This is a genomic window from Demequina soli, from assembly GCF_000971195.1.
GTDB classification, from domain to species: Bacteria; Actinomycetota; Actinomycetes; order Actinomycetales; family Demequinaceae; genus Demequina; species Demequina soli.
Map to the genome: position 1 here is coordinate 228,081 of NZ_BBLZ01000004.1, position 19,113 is coordinate 247,193.

Annotated in this window: 15 protein-coding genes; 9 read left to right on the top strand and 6 right to left on the bottom strand. The window is 73.5% G+C overall.

The features are described from left to right. The first annotated feature begins 56 nt into the window (after positions 1-56). The 5 genes from AOM04_RS10180 (at position 57) to AOM04_RS10200 (ending at position 6,257) form a co-directional block, all read left to right on the top strand. Entirely contained in the window at positions 57-1,325 is a 1,269-nt protein-coding gene (locus tag AOM04_RS10180; protein WP_062464675.1) for an acetyl-CoA C-acetyltransferase, read from the top strand. After that, positions 1,325-2,677 (top strand): 3-oxoacyl-ACP reductase, encoded by a 1,353-nt coding sequence (locus tag AOM04_RS10185; protein ID WP_062464676.1) that lies wholly within the window; start codon positions 1,325-1,327, stop codon positions 2,675-2,677. The genes AOM04_RS10180 and AOM04_RS10185 overlap by 1 nt, the downstream gene beginning before the upstream one ends. After that, on the top strand, positions 2,677-3,534 hold the full coding sequence (locus tag AOM04_RS10190) for a MaoC family dehydratase (RefSeq protein WP_062464677.1): 858 nt from the start codon (positions 2,677-2,679) through the stop codon (positions 3,532-3,534). The genes AOM04_RS10185 and AOM04_RS10190 overlap by 1 nt, the downstream gene beginning before the upstream one ends. A 72-nt stretch (positions 3,535-3,606) precedes the next feature. After that, entirely contained in the window at positions 3,607-5,346 is a 1,740-nt protein-coding gene (locus tag AOM04_RS10195) for an AMP-binding protein (RefSeq protein ID WP_062464678.1), read from the top strand. 5 nt (positions 5,347-5,351) lie between these two features. Beyond that, positions 5,352-6,257, top strand: coding sequence for a glutaminase (locus tag AOM04_RS10200; RefSeq protein ID WP_156160692.1), 906 nt, complete (start codon positions 5,352-5,354; stop codon positions 6,255-6,257). A 73-nt stretch (positions 6,258-6,330) separates the two neighbouring features. Here the strand turns inward: AOM04_RS10200 and AOM04_RS10205 are convergent, their stop codons facing one another. Beyond that, positions 6,331-6,918, bottom strand: a complete 588-nt coding sequence (locus AOM04_RS10205) for a TetR family transcriptional regulator C-terminal domain-containing protein (protein ID WP_062464680.1) — start codon at positions 6,916-6,918, stop codon at positions 6,331-6,333. Positions 6,919-6,989: 71 nt separating this feature from the next. Between AOM04_RS10205 and AOM04_RS10210 the strand changes: the two genes are divergently transcribed. After that, a complete protein-coding gene (locus tag AOM04_RS10210) occupies positions 6,990-8,714 on the top strand; it encodes an amidase (RefSeq protein ID WP_062464681.1) in 1,725 nt (574 codons plus the stop codon). Further along, a complete protein-coding gene (locus AOM04_RS10215) occupies positions 8,711-9,727 on the top strand; it encodes an agmatine deiminase family protein (RefSeq protein ID WP_062464682.1) in 1,017 nt (338 codons plus the stop codon). The genes AOM04_RS10210 and AOM04_RS10215 overlap by 4 nt, the downstream gene beginning before the upstream one ends. Positions 9,728-9,969: 242 nt before the next feature. Here the strand turns inward: AOM04_RS10215 and nrdG are convergent, their stop codons facing one another. Together nrdG and nrdD are read right to left on the bottom strand one after the other, a co-directional pair. Beyond that, positions 9,970-10,518, bottom strand: coding sequence for an anaerobic ribonucleoside-triphosphate reductase activating protein (gene nrdG, locus AOM04_RS10220; protein WP_062464683.1), 549 nt, complete (start codon positions 10,516-10,518; stop codon positions 9,970-9,972). A gap of 2 nt (positions 10,519-10,520) precedes the next feature. Then, complete coding sequence (gene nrdD / locus AOM04_RS10225) at positions 10,521-12,755, bottom strand: anaerobic ribonucleoside-triphosphate reductase (RefSeq protein ID WP_062464684.1); 2,235 nt, start codon at positions 12,753-12,755, stop codon at positions 10,521-10,523. 539 nt (positions 12,756-13,294) lie between these two features. On the opposite strand from nrdD, the gene AOM04_RS10230 reads away from it, so the two are divergent. Then, positions 13,295-15,046 (top strand): M15 family metallopeptidase, encoded by a 1,752-nt coding sequence (locus tag AOM04_RS10230; protein ID WP_062464685.1) that lies wholly within the window; start codon positions 13,295-13,297, stop codon positions 15,044-15,046. 4 nt (positions 15,047-15,050) lie between these two features. Here the strand turns inward: AOM04_RS10230 and AOM04_RS10235 are convergent, their stop codons facing one another. From AOM04_RS10235 to AOM04_RS10245, 3 genes are all read right to left on the bottom strand, one after another. Then, a complete protein-coding gene (locus tag AOM04_RS10235) occupies positions 15,051-16,115 on the bottom strand; it encodes a tRNA-dihydrouridine synthase (RefSeq protein ID WP_062464686.1) in 1,065 nt (354 codons plus the stop codon). A gap of 231 nt (positions 16,116-16,346) precedes the next feature. Beyond that, positions 16,347-17,246 (bottom strand): permease prefix domain 1-containing protein, encoded by a 900-nt coding sequence (locus AOM04_RS10240; RefSeq protein ID WP_062464687.1) that lies wholly within the window; start codon positions 17,244-17,246, stop codon positions 16,347-16,349. Further along, the gene (locus AOM04_RS10245) at positions 17,243-17,593 is read right to left on the bottom strand and encodes a PadR family transcriptional regulator (RefSeq protein ID WP_062464688.1); all 351 of its coding nucleotides are present in this window, start codon (positions 17,591-17,593) and stop codon (positions 17,243-17,245) included. Before AOM04_RS10245 ends, AOM04_RS10240 begins: the two co-directional genes overlap by 4 nt. A 93-nt stretch (positions 17,594-17,686) precedes the next feature. Between AOM04_RS10245 and AOM04_RS10250 the strand changes: the two genes are divergently transcribed. Beyond that, positions 17,687-19,048: an NAD(P)-binding protein gene (locus AOM04_RS10250; RefSeq protein WP_062464689.1), complete on the top strand. Its 1,362-nt coding sequence runs from the start codon at positions 17,687-17,689 to the stop codon at positions 19,046-19,048. The last annotated feature ends 65 nt before the right edge of the window (positions 19,049-19,113 follow it).

The following is a 19,113-nucleotide window of genomic DNA, read 5'->3' on the forward strand; positions in this document are numbered from 1 at the left end:
ATCTGCTACCGTCAGTACCGGTTAATCACCGAATCCACCGAGCATCCGGAGGAAAGATGGTCCACACGGTCGTGGTCGTCGGCGGGAATCGCATCCCGTTCGCGAAGGCGGGGGGCCCGTACGCGCGGGCCTCCAACCATGACATGCTCACCGCGGCGCTCGACGGGCTCGTGGCCCGCGCGGGCCTGGCCGGGGAGCGCATCGGCGAGGTCGCGGGCGGCGCGGTGCTCAAGCACCCGAACGACTTCAACCTCACGCGCGAGGCGGTCCTCAGCTCCGCGCTCGCACCCGAGACCCCGGCGTGCGACCTCCAGCAGGCGTGCGCCACCGGCCTCGAGACCACCATGTACCTCGCGAACAAGATCGCGCTCGGCCAGCTGTCGAGCGGCATCGCCGCGGGCGTCGACTCGGCCTCCGACGCGCCCATCACGGTGAGCGACCCGCTGCGCCGGATCCTCCTCAAGGCGTCCCGCGCCCGCACGCCGCAGCAGCGCATCGCCGCGTTCGCGAAGGTCCGGCCCGCCCACCTCGCACCCCAGGCGCCGCGCGTCGCGGAGCCGCGCACCGGGCTGTCGATGGGCGAGCATCAGGCGGTCACCACCGCCCGCTGGGACATCTCGCGCGAGGCGCAGGACGAGCTCGCCGCCGCGAGCCACCACAAGCTCGCAGCCGCGTGGGAGCGGGGCTTCTTCGACGACCTCGTCACGCCGTACCTCGGCACCACCCGCGACGCCGTGCTGCGCCCCGACACCTCGGTTGAGAAGCTGGCCGCCCTCAAGCCCGCGTTCGGCGGGCCCGAGGGCACCATGACGGCGGGCAACTCGACGCCGCTGTCCGACGGCGCCGCCGCCGTGCTGCTCGCGACCGAGGAGTGGGCCGCGGAGCACCACCTCACGCCGTGGGCGCGCATCGTCGACGCGGAGGTCGCCGCGGTCGACCACCCGGGCGGCGCCGACCTGCTGCTCGCGCCCGTCGGCGCAACGGGTCGCCTGCTCGCGCGCCAGGGCCTCACGGTCGACGACATCGACCTGTTCGAGATCCACGAGGCCTTCGCCTCGACCGTGCTCGCGACGCGCAAGGCGTGGCAGGACGCCGACTACTGCGCGTCGCTCGGGCTCGACGGACCCCTCGGCGCGTTCCCGGACCACAAGCTCAACGTCACCGGGTCGTCCCTCGCCGCCGGCCACCCGTTCGCCGCCACCGGCGCGCGCATCGTCCCCACCCTCGCCAAGCTCCTCCACGAGCGCGGGCCCGGCTCGCGGGGGCTCATCTCGATCTGCGCGGCGGGCGGCCAGGGCCTCGTCGCGATCCTGGAGGCCGTGTGATGAGCGCGCTCGAGAAGGCGTACTACTCCCCCGTCGGCCGCAAGGTCGCGTCGAAGGCCGGCCTGCACGAGCCGCCCCGCCTGCGCCGCGGTCGCGAGTGGCCCCAGGGCCGCATCGTGCTCGCGCCTCTCGGCGCATCGTCCCTGGTCGCGGACGCGCTCGCGCTCCTGGGTCGCGAGCACGACGCGCCCGTGGTCGACTCCGGCACGGACGCCCCGGGCTACGGCGACCGGATCGGCGCGCTGGTCGTGGACGCGCTCGACGTCGCCGCGGTGACGGACCTCGAGGCGCTGCGCGCGGTGCTGAGGCCCGCGGCGCGCGCGGTCGAACGGGCCGGGCGCATCGTCGTCGTGGCCCGCCCGGGCGGCGCCGGCGGCGGCTGGGAGGCCGACGCGGTCGCGCGCGCCCTCGACGGGATCAACCGCACGGTGGGCAAGGAGCTGCGCGGCGGCGCGACCGCGACGCTCGTCTACGCGCACGAGGGCGTCGCCGCCGCGGACCTCGTGTCGACGCTCGGCTTCGTGCTGCAGGGCCGCTCGGCGTTCGTCGACGGCCAGGCGTGGCACGTGCGCCCCGCCGCCGTGACCGCGGACCGGCTCGACGAGCACCCGCTCGACGGGCGCGTGTGCGTGGTCACCGGCGCGGCGCGCGGCATCGGCGCCGCGATCGCGCGCACCCTCGCGCGGGAGGGCGCGGCCGTGCTCGCCGTCGACATCCCCGCGGCCGGCGAGGCGCTCGCCGCGGTCGCCAACGAGATCGGCGGCACCGCGCTCCAGCTCGACATCACCGCGGACGATGCGGGCGCCAGGATCGCGGCGCACGTCGCCGCGCGCGGCGCGCGCATCCACGCGATGGTCCACAACGCCGGCATCACGCGCGACAAGATGCTCGTCAACACCGACGCCGACCGCTGGGCCTCCGTGCTCGACGTGAACCTCGCGGCGGAGATGCGCATCAACGCGGTGCTGCTCGACCCGGCGGTCGAGGGCGGCATGGCGGACGGCGGGCGCATCGTCGGCATCGCGTCGACCTCGGGGCTCGCGGGCAACAAGGGGCAGACCAACTACGCCGCGTCGAAGGCCGGCGTCGCGGGGCTCGTCGCCGCGATGGCCCCCGACCTCGCGCACCGGCGCATCACCGTCAACGCGGTCGCGCCGGGGTTCATCGAGACGGAGATGACGGCGCGGATCCCGTTCGTGCAGCGCGAGGTGTTCCGCCGCGTCAACAGCCTCAGCCAGGGTGGCCAGCCGGTCGACGTGGCCGAGACCATCGCGTACCTGTGCGAGCCCGCGTCGCAGGGGGTGACGGGTCAGGTGATCCGCGTGTGCGGACAGAACATGGTGGGCGCCTGATGGACCGGGCCGTCGAGCTCCTCGACGGGCTGCCGCCGATGGGGGCGGCGTTCGCGCGGGCGCTCGTGCCGTCGCGCGCGGCCGAGGTCCACCTGCCCGCGCATGCGGTCCGCGTCGAGGGGATCCGCCAGGATCCCGACCGGTACGCGGAGTACTCCCGGGTGTGCGGCTACACGCTGCGCGACACCGTGCCCGCCACGTGGATCCACGTGCTCACGTTCCCCCTGCACGTCGCGCTGCTGGGCGACCGCCGGTCGACCGTGCGGCTCGTCGGGGCGGTGCACACCGCGAACGTCATGACGATGCGCCGCGCGGTGGGCGTGGACGAGCCGCTGAGCCTGCAGGTGCACCTGGAGAACCTACGGCCGCACGCGCGGGGCGCGCTGCTCGACCTGGTGGGCCGCGCCGAGGTCGACGGCGAGACGGTGTGGGAGGGCGTCTCGACCTACCTCGCGAGCGGCGCGCACGTGCCCGGCGAGCCCGGCGCATCGTCCCACGAGCCGTGGGAGCCGGTCGCCCCCGTCGCCCGCTGGCGCCTCGCGGCGGACCTGGGGCGGCGCTACCGGCGGGTGTCCCAGGACCCCAACCCCATCCACACGAGCCGCGTCGCCGCGCGCGCCTTCGGGTTCGCGCGGCCCATCATCCACGGCATGTGGACGCACGCGCGCGCCATGGCCGCGCTCGAGGGGCGGCTGCCCGAGGCGCACCGCGCCGAGGCCGCCTTCGTCAGGCCCGTGCTCCTTCCCGCTACCGTGGGGCTTGCGGTATCCCCCAACGATGAGGGACTCCGCTTGGCGGTCACCACCAAGGACGGTGCGAAACCCCACGTGATCATGGGTACGGGCCCCGCGCGCTGATTGGCGCGGGTCGGCGCCCAGCCGCCACAATGTCCCCCACACGTCCGACGACCCGCAAGGATCACCGACCACATGCCTTCTCAGCTGCCCCCGGCCTACGACCCCGTCAACGGTGACGAGCGTCCCTGGTACCGCTACTACGGTCCGGGCGTGCCGCACGCGATCGAGCCCGCCCCCGAGGCGTCGCTCGGCGCGATGGTCGCCGAGGCGGCACGCACGCACGGCGACAAGGTGGCGTTCTCGAACCTGGGCGGCACGCTGTCGTTCCGCCAGGTCGACGCGCTCGCGACCCGCTTCGCGGCCTACCTCCAGCACGACCTCGGTCTGGTCAAGGGCGACCGCATCGTCATCCAGATGCCGAACCTCATGCAGTACCCGGTGGCGCTGTTCGGCGCGCTGCGCGCGGGCCTCATCGTCGTCAACGCGAACCCGCTGTACACGGCCACCGAGATGGAGGGCGTGTTCCGCGACGCCGAGCCGCGCGCGATCGTGGTGCTCGCGAACTTCGCGGACAAGGTCGCCGGGATCCTCGAGCGCACCACCATCGAGCACGTCATCGTCACCCAGGTGGGCGACCTGCTCGCGCAGCCCAAGCGCGCGATCACCAACTTCGTGGCCGCGAAGGTGAAGAAGATGGTCCCGGCGTACGACCTGCCGCACGCGGTCCCGTTCACCACGGCGCTGTCCACCGGACGCCACGCGCGCCTCACCGACCCGGGCCTCACCCACGACGACGTCGCCTTCCTCCAGTACACGGGCGGCACCACCGGCGGCGCGAAGGCCGCGGTGCTCACGCACGGCAACCTGCTGGCGAACCAGGACCAGTTCATCGCGCAGATCCGCAACACGCTCGGCGAGGAGCGCCAGTCGGTCATCATCGCCGCGCTGCCGCTTTACCACGTGTTCTCCCTCACGGTGAACTGCATCGGCTTCTTCCGGTTCGGCTCGCACAACGTGCTCATCACCAACCCGCGCGACCTCAAGGGCTTCGTCAAGACGCTCGACGCGTCCAAGCCGGACGGACTCATCCTCGTGAGCACCCTCGCCGGCGCGCTGCTCGACGCGCCGGGGTTCAAGGACGTCGACTTCGGGCGCCTGCGCCTCACGGTCGGCGGCGGCATGGCCGTGCGCTCGTCCGTGTCGGACCGCTGGAAGCAGGTCACCGGCCACGACATCACCGAGGGTTACGGCCTCACCGAGGCCTCGCCCGTGGTCTCCGTCAACCCCACGCACATGTCGCCGCGCATCGGCACCATCGGCGTGCCGCTGCCCTCGACCGACGTGCGCATCGTCGACGACGAGGCGAACCCGCTGCCGCTCGGTGAGCGCGGCGAGCTGGCCGTCCGCGGCCCGCAGGTGATGCGCGGGTACTGGAACAACGAGGCCGAGACCGCGCGCGTGCTCACCGAGGACGGCTGGCTCCTCACGGGCGACATCGCCGTCGAGGACGAGGACGGCTTCTTCCGGATCGTCGACCGCAAGAAGGAGATCATCGTCTGCGGCGGCTTCAACGTGTACCCCGGCGAGATCGAGGACGCCGCGATGCTCCACCCCAAGGTCGCCGAGGCCGGCGCGATCCCGATCCCCAACGAGCACTCGGGCGAGGTGCCCAAGCTGTTCATCGTGCGCCGCGACCCGTCGCTCACCGAGCACGACCTGCGCGTCTTCCTCAAGGAGCGCCTCACGGGCTACAAGCGTCCTCGCGTCATCGAGTTCATCGACGAGCTGCCCAAGAACAACGTGGGCAAGGTGCTGCGCCGCGAGCTGCGCGAGCTCGAGGCCTCCCGCGCCGCGGAGGCGCCCGCCCAGTGAGCGGCATGCGTGCCGTCCTCGCCGCGGCGGTGGACGATGCACGCCTCGCCCCGGAGGGCCGCGTCACCGCGGTCTACCCGGCGCTGGCCGCGGTGGACCCGGCGCTGCTCGCGGCCGCGGTGCACCCGCTGGGCGGGACGCCGGAGGCGGCGGGCAACGTCGACGCGCCGTTCATCCTCATGAGCGTCGCGAAGCCGTTCGTGCTCGCGCTCGCCGTGGACACGGTGGGGACTGAGCGGGTGGTCGGGCTCACCGGCATGACCGCGACGGGCCTCGCGTTCAACGACCCCGACGCGATCCGTCGCTCCCCCGACGGCCGCACCAACCCCATGGTCAACCCGGGTGCCATCACCGCGGCGAGCCTCCTGGGCGACGGCGACGTGCGCGCCGGCGAGGCGCGGATGCGCGCGGGCCTGTCGGCATTCGCGGGCCGCGACCTCGCGGCCGACCCGGTCATGGTGGAGGCGATCCACGCGACCAACCAGCGCAACCGGCTGCTCGCGGGGCTGCTCGACGAGCGCGGCCTGCTGGGCTGCGCCCTCGAGGACGCGCTGCACCTGTACACGTTCCAGTCGTGCGTCGGGCTGCGCGTCGCGGACCTCGCGCGGATGGGCGCGGTGCTCGCCGGCGGCGGGCTCGATCCCGTCACGGGCGCGCGCACCGTCTCCGCCGAGGCCGCCGACGTGGCCCTGCGCGCCATGGCCCTCGCCGGCCTGTACGAGGCGAGCCACACCTGGATGGCCGCGGTCGGGGTGCCCGCGAAGAGCGGCATCGCGGGCGGGCTCGTGATGATCGCGCCGGGCCGCGCGGCGCTCGCCGCCTACTCCCCCGGGCTGGACGACGCCGGCAACCCGGTGCGCGCGCAGGAGGTAGCGAGAGCGCTCGCGCCCGTCCTCAACGATTCGCAATGACAGATGTGACGAGATAGTGCTCGTGTGACCGGTGGGTTCCCCTGCGCCTCAGGAGTCGCACCCACCACATGTGTCATTGCGAATCGTCGAGCGCGCCCCGTTGCATGCCGAGCATCGCCTCCAACGCGCGCAGCAGCAGCGGCGCGTGGTCGGCGCGATCGCGTCCTCCCGCGAGGGCGTGCGCGTTGACGCCGTCGATCATGCCGAGCAGCGCGCGCGCCACCGGCGCGGCGTCGGCGGCGCCCGCCTCGCGCAGCGCATCCTCGAGCAGCGCACGCCACGCGGCCTGCTCGTCGCGCACGGCGGCGGCAAGGCGCGCGTGAGCGGGCGACTCGGCCCACGCCTGCACCCACACGCGGGTGACCGCGTCGCGCGTGCCGTCGGTGAGGGTGCGCACCAGCGGCGCGATACCGCGCACGCCCGCCACCTCGGAGCGCTCGCGCGCCGAGATCCCCGCGAACACCTCGGCCACCAGCGCGTCCATGCCGTCGACGTAGTGCGCGACCAGGCCCGATGCCACGCCGGCGCGCTCGCCCACCCGGCGCAGCGTGAGCGCGGCGAGCCCGTCGCTCAACGCGAGCTCGGTCGCGGCGGCGAGGATCGCGGCGCGGCGCGCGGGCCCCGCGAGGCGGGCCGAGGGGGCGGTGGTCGTTGACGGCATGACGACGATTCTGTAGGTTCGGCGGCAATTGATCAACCGATCAACTCAGAGTCGTCACCACGGGAGGACGCGTGTTCGACGTCGTCGAGGCCACGATCGCCGAACTGCGCGCCGCGCTCGAGACGGGCGAGGTGACGGCCGTCGAGCTCGTCATCGCCTACCGGGCGCGCGCCTGCGCCTACGACGCGGAGGGCACCGCGACGGCGCTCAACGCGATCGTGGTGACCAACCCCGACGCGCTCGCCGAGGCGGAGGCCTCCGACGCGCGCCGCGCCGCCGGCGCCCCGCTCGGGCCGCTCGACGGCATCCCCTACACCGCGAAGGACTCGTACCTGGTGCGCGGGCTCACCGCCGCCGCGGGCAGCCCCGCCTTCGCGACCCTGGTCGCGCAGCGCGACGCGTTCACCATCGAGCGCCTGCGGGCGGCCGGCGCGATCTGCCTCGGCCTCACCAACATGCCGCCCATGGCCAACGGCGGCATGCAGCGCGGGCTCTACGGCCGCGCCGAGAGCCCCTACAGCGCCGCGCACCTCGCCGCGCCCTTCGCGTCGGGCTCCTCGAACGGCTCCGGAGTGGCCACGGCTGCGAGCATGTGCGCGTTCGGGCTGGGCGAGGAGACCTGGTCGAGCGGCCGCGGCCCCGCCTCTCACAACGCCCTGTGCGCCTACACGCCCTCGCGCGGTGTGATCTCGGTGCGCGGCAACTGGCCGCTCGTGCCCACCATGGACGTCGTGGTCCCCCACACCCGGACCATGGCCGACCTGCTCGAGGTCCTCGACATCGTGGTCGCCGACGACCCCGAACCCCGCGGCGACCTGTGGCGCGCCCAGCCGTGGGTCGAGCTGCCGCGCGCCTCCGAGGTGCGTCCCGCGAGCTACGCGGCCCTCGCGCGCGACGCCTCCCTCGCCGGCGCCGTGCTCGGCGTGCCCCGCATGTACATCAACGCGGACGCCGAGGCGGGCACCGCATCGTCCCCCGGCATCGGCGGCCCGACCGGCCGGCGGATCGACACGCACCCCGACGTCATCGCGCTGTGGGAGCGCGCCCGCGCGGACCTCGAGGCCGCCGGCGCGACGGTCGTCGAGGTCGACCTGCCGATGGTGTCCCGCTACGAGGGCGACCGGCCCGGCATGCCGACCATCACGGACCGCCCCGAGCTGCCCGACGGCTACCTCGCGCGCGAGCTCGTCGAACTGTCGGCGCGGGCATGGGAGGACTTCCTCGACGCGAATGGCGATCCCGCACTGCGCTCGCTCGCGGACGTCGACGGCACGACGATCTTCCCCGCCCCGCCGGGCGCGCTGCCTGACCGCTACGACGGCTTCGACGACGACATCGCCGGCTACCCCGACTGGGTACGCGCGCATCCCGGCACGCGCGTGACCGACATCCCCACCCTCGCCGAGGGCCTCGCCGGCCTCGAGGCGATCCGCCGGACCGACCTCGAGGAGTGGATGGACGGTCTCGGCCTCGACGCCCTCGTCTTCCCGGCGGTCGCGGACGTCGCGCGCGCCGACATGGACGTGGACCCCGCCTCCGCGGACGCCGGCTGGCGCAACGGCGTGTGGATCGCGAACGGCAACCTCGCGATCCGGCACCTGGGCGTCCCGACGGTGACGGTTCCCATGGGGACGATGCACTCCACCGGCATGCCCGTCGGGCTCACCCTCGCGGGGCGCGCCTACTCCGACAACGCCCTGCTCGCGCTCGGCGCCGCCTTCGAGGCGGCGGCCCCGCGCCGCGTCGCGCCCCCGCGCACCCCCGCGCTGACCGCCGCCCACGAGGAGGACCGATGACCCGCCGCATGCCCGCCGAGTGGGAGCCCCACACCCGCACCTGGATGGCGTGGCCGAGCGGCGGCTACACGCTGGGCGACAGCGACGCCGAGGCCGACGAGGCGCGCGGCGCCTGGGCGGCCGTCGCGAACGCGATCGTGGCGCGTGAGCCGTTGACGATGCTCGTGTCGCCCGACGCGGTCGGCGCGGCCCGCGCGTGGCTCGACCCGCGCATCGCGCTGCTCGAGGCACCCCTCGACGACGCGTGGTTCCGCGACGCGGGCCCCACGTTCGTCGTCGACGACGGCGCGCTCGCCGGCGTGGACTGGGTGTTCAACGGGTGGGGCGCCCAGGACTGGGCGACGTGGGACCGCGACGCCCTGGCCGCACGCGCGGCGCTCGCGTCGATCGAGGTGCCGGCCATCACATCGTCCCTGGTCAACGAGGGTGGAGGCATCCACACGGACGGCCGCGGCACGTTCCTTGTCACCGACACGGTGCAGCTGGACCCGGGCCGCAACCCGGGCTGGACGCGCGCCCAGGTCGAGGACGAGCTCGCGCGCACGGTCGGCGCGCGCAAGGTCATCTGGCTGCCGCGCGGGCTCACCCGCGACTCCGAGCGGTTCGGCACGCGCGGGCACGTGGACATCGTCGCGTGCTTCACGCCCGCCGGAAGCGTGCTGGTGCATGACCAGCGCGATCCCGCCCACCCCGACCACGCCGTGTCCGCGGAGATCCGCGCGCTGCTCACCGCGGAGACCGACGCCGACGGGCGTCCGCTCACCGTGGTGCCGATCCCGGCGCCGGCGACGCTGCGCGACGACGAGGGCTGGGTCGACTGGTCGTACGTCAACCACTACGTGCTGGACGGCGCGGTCATCGCGTGCGTCTTCGACGATCCGCACGACGCCGAGGCGCTCGCGGTCCTCGCGGCCGCCTACCCGGGCCGCGAGATCGTGGGCGTCGACGCGCGCCCGATCTTCGCGCGCGGCGGCGGCATCCACTGCATCACGCAGCAGCAGCCCGCGGTCTGAGGTCCACCCGCCTTCCATCGGGGCGTGCGGTGTGACACGCTCGCGCATGCTCTCCGTTTTCACGTGGTTGCGAACGCCCGCGCTGGCGTTCAGGCCCGTCCGCGGGCATGCGAGCGCGATGCGGCACCCTCAGGTGGGGGCCAGTTGGCACACTTGGGGGCGCGTGGCACGCGCCAGGGCGTCGGCGCCGTTCCTAAGGACGTGAAAACGGAGAGCGTCGGGGTGCGGGCATGGGGGTCTCCTCACGCGCGAGGCACGGCGACGCCCGCGGCAAGCGAGGCCGGCACGTCCAGGACCCGCTGGTTGGCGCTGCCCCGGAACGCGAGGGTGAGGTCGCGCTGCGCGAGGTCGAACGGCCCGTCGACCAGGACGTCCACCAACGACAAGAGCTCGCGCTGGTCCGGATGCCCGACCAACAGCTCCTCGAACGTGTAGCCCGTCCAGCACCACACGTCCTTCGTGGGCAGCTCCGCGCGCACGCGACGCGCGAGCGACAGGCATGTCCCCGTGTTGAGGAAGGGCTCGCCACCCAGCAGCGACAGCCCCTGGACGGCGGAGTGCGCGAGGTCCGCGAGGATCCGGTCCTCGAGGTCGGCGCTGTACCGCGACCCACAGCGGAAGCTCCACGCGTCCTCGTTGAAGCAGCCGTCGCACGCGAACAGGCAGCCGCTGACGTACAGCGAGCACCTCACGCCCTCGCCATCGACGAAGACGAAGGGCTTGTAGTCCGCCACGAAGCCCTGGCTGACCCGATCGGACCGCCAGGTCTGCGCGACGGGCGACCTGTGCATCGTCACCCCTCGGGATCGAGGGCGGAGAGCGGCACCCGTACGTCCGCCGACATGTGCTTGACCCGCGCCGCGATCTCCTGGTGGCGGCCGTGGACCATCGGGCGCTGCTGGGGGTTGCCCAGGTAGCCGCACGTGCGCTTGACGACGTCGCACGAGCGCGGGTCCTCGTTGCCGCACGCGGGGCACGCGAAGCCGCGCGCCGTGGGCGTGAAGTCGCCCGCGAAGCCGCACTCGAAGCAGCGGTCGATGGGTGTGTTGGTGCCGAGGTACCCCACGCGGTCGTAGGCGTAGTCCCAGACCGCCTCGAGCGCCTTGGGATTCTGCTGCAGCACGGGGTACTCGCAGTAGTGGATGAAGCCGCCGGAAGTGAGCGGCGCGTACTCCGCCTCGAAGTCGAGCTTCTCGAACGGCGTGGGGTGCTTGCGCACGTCGTAGTGGAAGGAGTTGGTGTAGTAGTCCTTGTCGGTGATGTCCGCGACGGCGCCGAAGCGCTCCTTGTCGAGGCGGCAGAACCGGTCGGTGAGGCTCTCCGACGGCGTCGAGTACACCGAGAAGTGATAGCCGGACGCGGCCTTCCACGCGGCCGCGTGGTCGCGGAGCGTGCGCAGCACCCGTAGCGTCATCTCCTTGGCCTCGGGGTTGGACTCCCACGCGCCACCGTAGAACGCGGTCGCGACCTCGTAGAGGCCGATGTAGCCGAGCGACACCGTGGCGCGGCCGTCACGGAACAGCGTGTCGACGTCCTCGGCCGGCGCGAGGCGTCGCCCGAACGCGCCGTGGATGTAGAGGATGGGCGCGTTGCCGGGCACCGCCTCCTTGCACCGCTCGATCCGGTAGGCGAGCGCATCGTGCATGGTCTCGAGCCGCTCGTCGAGGAGCCGCCAGAACGTCGCCTGGTCCCCCTCCGACTCGAGGGCGATGCGCGGGAGGTTGAGCGTGACGACGCCGAGGTTCATGCGGCCCTCGACCACGTCCTCGCCGTCCGCGTCCGTCCATCCCTGGAGGAACGAGCGGCAGCCCATGGGCGCCTTGAAGGAGCCCGTGATCTCGACAATCTTGTCGTAGCTGAGCACGTCGGGGTACATGCGCTTGGTCGCGCACTCGACGGCGAGCTGCTTGATGTCGTAGTTCGCGTCGTCCTCGGCCAGGTTGAGGCCGCGCTTCACCGTGAACAGCAGCTTGGGGAAGATCGCCGTGCGGCCCTCGCGGCCGAGGCCGCGGATCCGGATCTGGAGGATCGCCTTCTGGATCTCCCGCTCGTACCAGCCGGTGCCCAGCCCGAAGCCGATCGACGTGAACGGCGTCTGGCCGTTGGACGTGAAGAGCGTGTTGATCTCGTACTCGAGCGACTGCATCGCGTCGTAGATGTCCTTGCGCGTGCGCTCCTGCACATACGCCTCGCGGCGCGGCCCCTCGTCGATCCACTCCGCGGCCTCGGCCTGGTGCTTGGCGCGGTTGAGGGCGGCGTAGGGCGCGAGCAGCTCGTCGATGCGGTTGACCGTGCAGCCGCCGTACTGGCTCGACGAGACATTGGCGATGATCTGCGAGATCTGCGCGGTGGCGGTCTGGATGGAGCGCGGCGGCTCGACCTGGGCGTTGCCGATGCGGAAGCCGGCCGACAGCATCGTCTTGAAGTCGATGAGGCAGCAGTTGGTCATCGGCGCATAGGGGTGGTAGTCGAGGTCGTGGTAATGGAGGTCGCCCTTCTGGTGGGCGTTCGCGACGTGCGCGGGCAGCATGCGCAGGCCGATGGCCTTGCCGACCATGCCGGCGGTGAGGTCGCGCTGCGTGTTGTAGACCTCGGCGTCCTTGTTGGCGTTCTCGTGCACCACCGACGAGTCCTTCGACATGAGGCGCGAGATGGAGTGGTTGAGGTCCATCGCCTTCGAGCGCGAGAAGTCGCGGTCGACGCGGTAGTCGATGTAGGCGCGGGCGACGTCGTACTCCCCCGCCTCGAGGAGCTCGTGCTCCACCACGCTCTGGATCTCGTAGATCTTGACGGTGCCGTCGTGGCGCGCGGCGAGCTCGGCGTCGACGCGGCGCACCAGCGCGTCGACGGTCTGCTCGTGGGCCGAGGTGAGCCCGCCGTGGACGGCCGCGAAGGCCTTCGCCAGGGCGGTGCCGATGCGTCGGTCGTCGAAGCGCAGCGTGCGGCCGTCGCGCTTGACCACGTGGAGCCCCGCGGTCGCGGCGCCCTCGGCGGCGGTGTCGGTGCGGTCGATCTCGCTGATGCTCATGATGCTTCCCCTTCGCTTCCGTGCGCCGACCACCACTACATATGGTGCTCCTAGCGACACCGGAACACTAGATGTCGTGGTCCTGACGCCCTGGGCCCTAGGTCCCTGGCGGGGCCCGCGCGGCGGGCGCCGCGGCTCGCGACGGGGCCGGGACGTGCGGGGACGCGCCGCGGGACCCGCGCCTCGAACTCGCGCGCCCTCGGCGTGTCGCGCGCGGGAGGCGCGCCCTACAGCGCGGTCGCGCACAGTAACCGCATCGGCATCACATGGCGACGGCGACCACGCTGAGATGAGACGGAGATCACACCGCGGGCCGGCTTGATGCCCCCGGAGGGATGTCACCCCTGGTCCGGCCGGTAGCGGAGGGCCCGCAGGGCTGTCACCGCGCGCCAGAATGCCTGGCGGAGGTGTCCGCGCTCAGCCGACTCTCTGATAGCGCAGTTATCGTCGTATGAGCTCATCGGCCCTTGGGGGCGCCGCCGGCACGGCCGCGGACGCACGGCGATCGAGCAGTTCTTGACACCGACCCCTGGAGACCTGTGCCCATTTCACGCCTGCCCTTCACCTGGCAGACGGCGTCGACGTTCGCTGTCTGCTGCTTCCTCGGCGGCGTCGCGGTCGCCGTCGGCGTCCACGAGCAGCGCGTCGACAGCGCCGTCGAGGACGCCCGCGCCCAGGCGCGCGTCCTCGACGAGGAGCGCACGCGCCTCGAGGAGACGCTCGCGAAGGCACGCGAGGTCTCCCAGGTGTCGCAGGACGTGTCGGACGCCGAGTCCGTCGTGTCCGCCTCGGCCGAGCTCGCCCAGGCGGCGACGTCGGCCGCCTACGCAGCCGAGCAGCACCACATCAGCGTGAGCGCGACGGCGGCCGTCCCGCCGTCGTGGGCGAACGCGCCGCTTGGCGCCACCACCGCGATCGGGCCGTACGCGCTCACCCCCGACCTCAAGATCGACGCCAGCGCCGTGCTCGGCGAGGTGAGCAGCGAGCTGGACTCCAGCCTGCCCGACTCGTCGTCGCTCACGGAGCCGTCGGCGACGCCGAGCGCCTCGCCGTCGGCGGACGCCTCCGCGACGTCGGACCCCTCCCCCAGCGCGTCGGCATCCGCGTCACCCTCCGCCACGCCCTCCGCGTCCGCCTCCACCGACGCCACGCCGTCCGCCGACGCCACGCCGTCCGCCGACGCCTCGGCGTCGCCCGCGCCGACGATGACCCCGGACGAGGAGGCCGCCGCGCTCGCGGACCTCATCGACGACACCGAGGTGTCCCGTGTGCTCCGCGGCCAGGAGACCGACCTCGAGACCGTCACCGCGACGGCCGCCCGCCTCGAGCAGGCGTCCGCGCAGATCGACGCAGCGACCCGACGCATCGAGGGCACGACCGCCGTGCTCGAGGCCGCGACCGCCGAGGCCTCCCTCGAGCGCGCGAACCTCACCCTCGACGAGCGACTCAAGGCCGTCAAGGCCACCGCGGACTCCGCGCAGGGGATGGTCGACGCCGTCGACGGCAAGGTCGGCGACAAGGCGACCATCAAGGACGTCTCGAAGGCCCGCCAGGCCCTGCTCGACCTGCGCGAGACCGAGGTCGACCGCACGGACGCCGACGCGGTCGACGCCACCGTCGCCGAGGTGCGCGCGGCCGTGACCGACCTCGAGGACGCCGAGTCCGCGCTGTACAAGTCCCACCAGGCGTGGGTGACCGCGGAGAACAAGCGCCGCGACGCCGAGAACGACTCCCGCATGGCGGCCTACGACAAGCAGGTCAGCGCCGCCTACGCCTCGCGCCGCGACGCGTACGCCAGCGCCGTGGCCGCCCACCAGGGCGGCTGGACGGGCACGCCGACGGGCGTCACCTACACCAACGGCAACGTGCCCAGCTCGCAGCTGTGCTCGCTGTCGTTCGCGGCCGGCATGCAGCTCCAGTGCGACGCCGCGGCGGCGCTCGAGATGGCCGACGACGACTACTACGCCGAGACCGGCAAGCACCTTGGGCTCGCCTCGTCGTACCGCTCCTACAGCGCGCAGGTCGCGACCAAGGCGTCGAAGGGCTACCTCGCGGCGACGCCGGGCACGTCCAACCACGGCTGGGGCATGGCCGCCGACTTCCAGCCCGCAGCGGCGTCCTGGATGCGCGCGAACGGCTACAAGTACGGCTGGGTGCATCCGCTGTGGGCGCGCGCGGGCGGCTCGAAGCCGGAGTCCTGGCACCTCGAGTTCGTGGCCCCGAACGTGGGCCTGGACCTGCCGTCCAAGCCTGACCTGCTCACCCACGTGAAGAGCTCGCTGCAGGGCTGACCCGTCAGGGCTGGGCGCGGACCTTCGCGCCCAGCCCGGGATCGAGCATGGCGCCGGTGGCGCTCATGACGGCGTCGGCGCCCGCGGCGCGGTACGCCCCGGCGTCCGCGGCGGTGAGCACACCGCCCACACCGACGATCGCGAACGGGCCGTGCGCGTCGCGCAGCCTCGCTAGCCTCGCGGTCATCTCGAGCCCCGCCCAGCGGATCGCGTCGCCGCACACGCCTGCCACCGCGCGGCCCTCACCGGGGAGCGCCTGGCGCCCGTCGGCGTCGACGAGCCTCGCGGGCAGCGTGTTGACCGCCGCGTACCCATCGACGATGCCCGCCGTCGCCCGGACGAACGCGGCGAGCGCCGCATCGTCCCCGAAGTACGCGAGCTTGAGCAGCAGCGGCACGTCGCCGACCTCGTCCTTGACGGCGCCTGCGATGCGGGCGACGGCCGCGGTGTCGAAGCACAGCAGCGCTCCCGTGCCCTCGTTGGGGCAGCTGAGGTTCATCTCGAGCACGGGCGCGCCGGCCTCGACCACGAGCCGCGCGGCGGCGACATGGTCGGCGACGTACGCGCGCTCACGATCCGCGACCCCCGAGCCGGGGCGGGTGCCCTGGAACGATCCGACGAGCACCTGGCCCTCGCCTGCGGCGGCGACGGCGGCCGCCATGTCGGGCTGCCAAGCGTCGGGGTCGCGCGAGGGCACGCCGAACGAGTTGGAGATGCTCGTGGCACCGTCGAGGCGGTCGTCCGCGCGCAACGGCGCGGTGCGGCCGGCCTCGAGGCGCCCGTCGACGTGCACGGCGAGGGTGTTCGGGAACGGGTGCACCGGATGGGCCTCGGCACGGACGGTCTTGTAGACGTTGACGTCGAAGCCGTGGCGGAAGGCCGCCGCGCAGTAGGCGGCGTTGACGAGCGGGCCCGCGGGGATGCCGAAGGCGCTGCGCACGGGGCGGCCCAGGAACGATGCGCCGGGCGCCTCCGAGGGCGCGCCCGGGGCCGCCTCGGCGAACGTTCCGAACGGCCCGTGGGCGTAGTTGTCCTCGTAGGTGCGGCGGGGGTCGTAGAACCAGGTCATGTCGGGCCGACCGTAGCGCGCCCGTGGGCGCGGCGTCCGGGACCTCCGGGCCTCGCGCCGCGCTCCACGCCGCCGACCCCCGACCACCCCCCACACGCCGGCGCCGCTGAATCGATCCATCGCTGCAACTCCAGCGGCAAACCGGGAGAACGGTCCAGCGCAGCGCAGACCTCGTGTGGAACGCGGTCGAGTGGGTGGAGCCTCAGCGCGGACCGTGGTGCCCGGGATCGGTCAGCCGCGACCGTGCGGGGCGTCGCCGCCGAAGAGCATGGTCGCGAGCATGAGGAGCATGACGGCGACGCAGGCCGCCAGGATGATCAGCACCCACCACCAGGCGAGCGTGATCGCGAGGACGATCGCGAGCACGAGGCCCACGGTCCACAGCACGGCCATGTACAGCCCGAAGCGCGCCGCGGCGGCGGGGTCGGCGTCGAACCGCGTCGGCTCGTGGGCGGACGCGGCGTCGCGCGCCCACGCCTTGCGCCGGTTGGTCTGGGTGGCGCCCAGCCATGCGAACAGGCCGATGGCGGCGAGCGCGAGGACCCCGGCGGCGACGGCGTAGACGACCGCGTCGGTCGCGACGGCGAACGCACCGCCGCACGCGCCCGCGGCGAGCACGGCGAAGGTCGCGAGGCCGTAGCCGACCGCGCGGGGCACCGGCATGGCGTGATTGGCGGTGGTCTCCTGCGCGAGCGAGTCGGCGGTGACGAGGCCGAGCGCGAGCGCGGCGACGATCCCGAGGCCCGCCACGATCGCGGCGCCGCCCTGCACGACCCCGAGGGGCTCGAGCGCGACGCCCACGTAGGCCGCGGCCGCGAGCACGGCCAGCAGCGTGGTCCGCACGACGAAGCCCGGGCGCGGGCGCACGCGGTGGCGCTCGTGGAGGTGGGCGGCGATCGCGGCCTCGGGCGCGGAGGCCGGCCGCTCGGGCGTACCGAGCAGCTCCGCGACGGGCCCGAGCTCCTCGACCGCGCGCCGCGCCGCGGCCGCCGGCGCCACCCCCGACGCCTCGAGCTCGGCGGCCCGGGCCATGAGGTTCGCGCGGATCTCCTCCTTGAGGTCGCGCGCGTCGGGCGTCATCGCGACGCCCTCGAACGCCTCGTCGAGCAGGCGGTGGATGTCGGTGTTCATGAGGCGTCCTTCACGTCGAGGAGGGTGTCGATGATGCGGCGCGTGGCCACCCACGCGGCGACGCGGCCGCGGTAGACCGCGCGGCCCGCGTCGGTGATCCGGTAGTACTTCCGACGGCCGCCCTGGGACTCGTCGCCCCAGTACGACTCGACGAGGCCGTCCTTCTCCAGGCGCCGGTACGTGGCGTAAAGGGTGGCCTCCTTGATCTCGTGGTCGCCGCCGGCGGCGTCACGGATCGCCTTGTGGATCTCGAAGCCGTAGCTGTCGCCGCGTCGGAGCACGCCGAGCACGATCGTCTCGGTGTGGCCGCGCAGCAGGTCCGCGGCGAACGCATCTGTCTGTGTCACGTCGATTACTATATCTCATTAAGTACCTGCGCACGCAAGGCCGAATCTCGCCCCCCGCTGGCGCGCCGGCGCGGCCGGTGCTTCCCTGAAGCCGTGACCCCGGTGCTCGACGTCGACTACCTGGTGGTCGGCGCGGGCGCGACCGGCCTCGCCTTCGCGGACTCGCTCGTGGACCACTCGGACGCCACCGTCGCGATCCTCGACCGCGCCGACGCGCCCGGCGGCCACTGGCGACAGGCCTACCCGTTCGTACGGCTGCACCAGTCGTCGACGTTCTACGGCGTCGCCTCCGCCGTGCTCGGCGGCGGGATCCAGGAGTCCGGCCCCGAGGCCGGCCTCCACGAGCGCGCAACGGGACCCGAGGTGGTCGCGTACTTCGCCGACGTCGCACGCCGCCTCGAGGCCACGGGGCGCGTCACGCTGCTCCCCCGCCACGAGCACCTCGGGGACGGCCTGCTCCGCTCCCTCGAGGACGGCGCGGAGAGCGCCGCCCGGCCCGGCGCGCGCATCGTCGACGCGCACTTCCTCTCCCCCACCATCCCGGCGACCACGCCGCCGCCGTTCGCGGTCGAGGACGGCGCGCGCGTCATCCCCGTCGGCGAGCTGCCCGACGCTGGCGAGGCGAGCGCCTACGCGATCGTCGGCTCGGGCAAGACCGCGACCGACGCCATCGTGTGGCTCCTCACGCACGGCGTCGACCCCGGCGCCATCCGCTGGATCAGGCCACGCGACCCGTGGATGCTGGACCGCGCGATGGTCCAGCCGGACGCCGCGAGCTTCACGGAGCTGGTGGCGCGCACATGGGAGGCGGCCGCAGCGGCCACGAGCCTCGAGGACCTTTTCCTGCGGCTCGAGGACGCCGGCGTGATGCTGCGGATCGACCGCGCGACCACGCCCACGATGGCGAAGACCCCCACCCTCGGGCGCTGGGAGCTCGACCTGCTGCGCGAGGTCGAGGACGTGGTGCGCCTCGGCCACCTCCGCGCCGCCGGCGCGCGCACCCTCACCCTCGACCGAGGCGAGGTCACGCTCGCACCCGACACGCTCATCGTCCACTGCGCCGCCGACGGCCTGCCCCACCCGGACCGCGCGCCCGTGTGGGACTGGGACACGATCACGCTCCAGCCGATCCGCGCCGGCTTCCCGTGCTTCGGCGCCGCGTTGGCCGGCTACGTCGAGGCCACCCGCGACGACGACGCCGTCAAGAACGCGCTGTGCCCGCCGAACTCGTTCGGCAACTCGCTGCGCGACTGGGCGGTCATGACCCGCCGCGGCGCGCTCGCCTCCGCGCGCTTCCTCGCGGAGCCCGACATCCGCGCGTGGGCCGACGGCGTCGCGCTCAACCCCGCACGCATCCCGCCGGGCTACGCGTCCGCAGGCCTGGACGATGCGCGGGAGAGGATCGCGCGGACCTCGCCGGCCGCGCTCGACGCGCTGGCGCGCCTGGCCGCCTGACGCGCGGTCTCTGCGAACCCCCAGGAAGACGCCGGGAGAACCGCCAGGAACCCCCCATAGGTTCC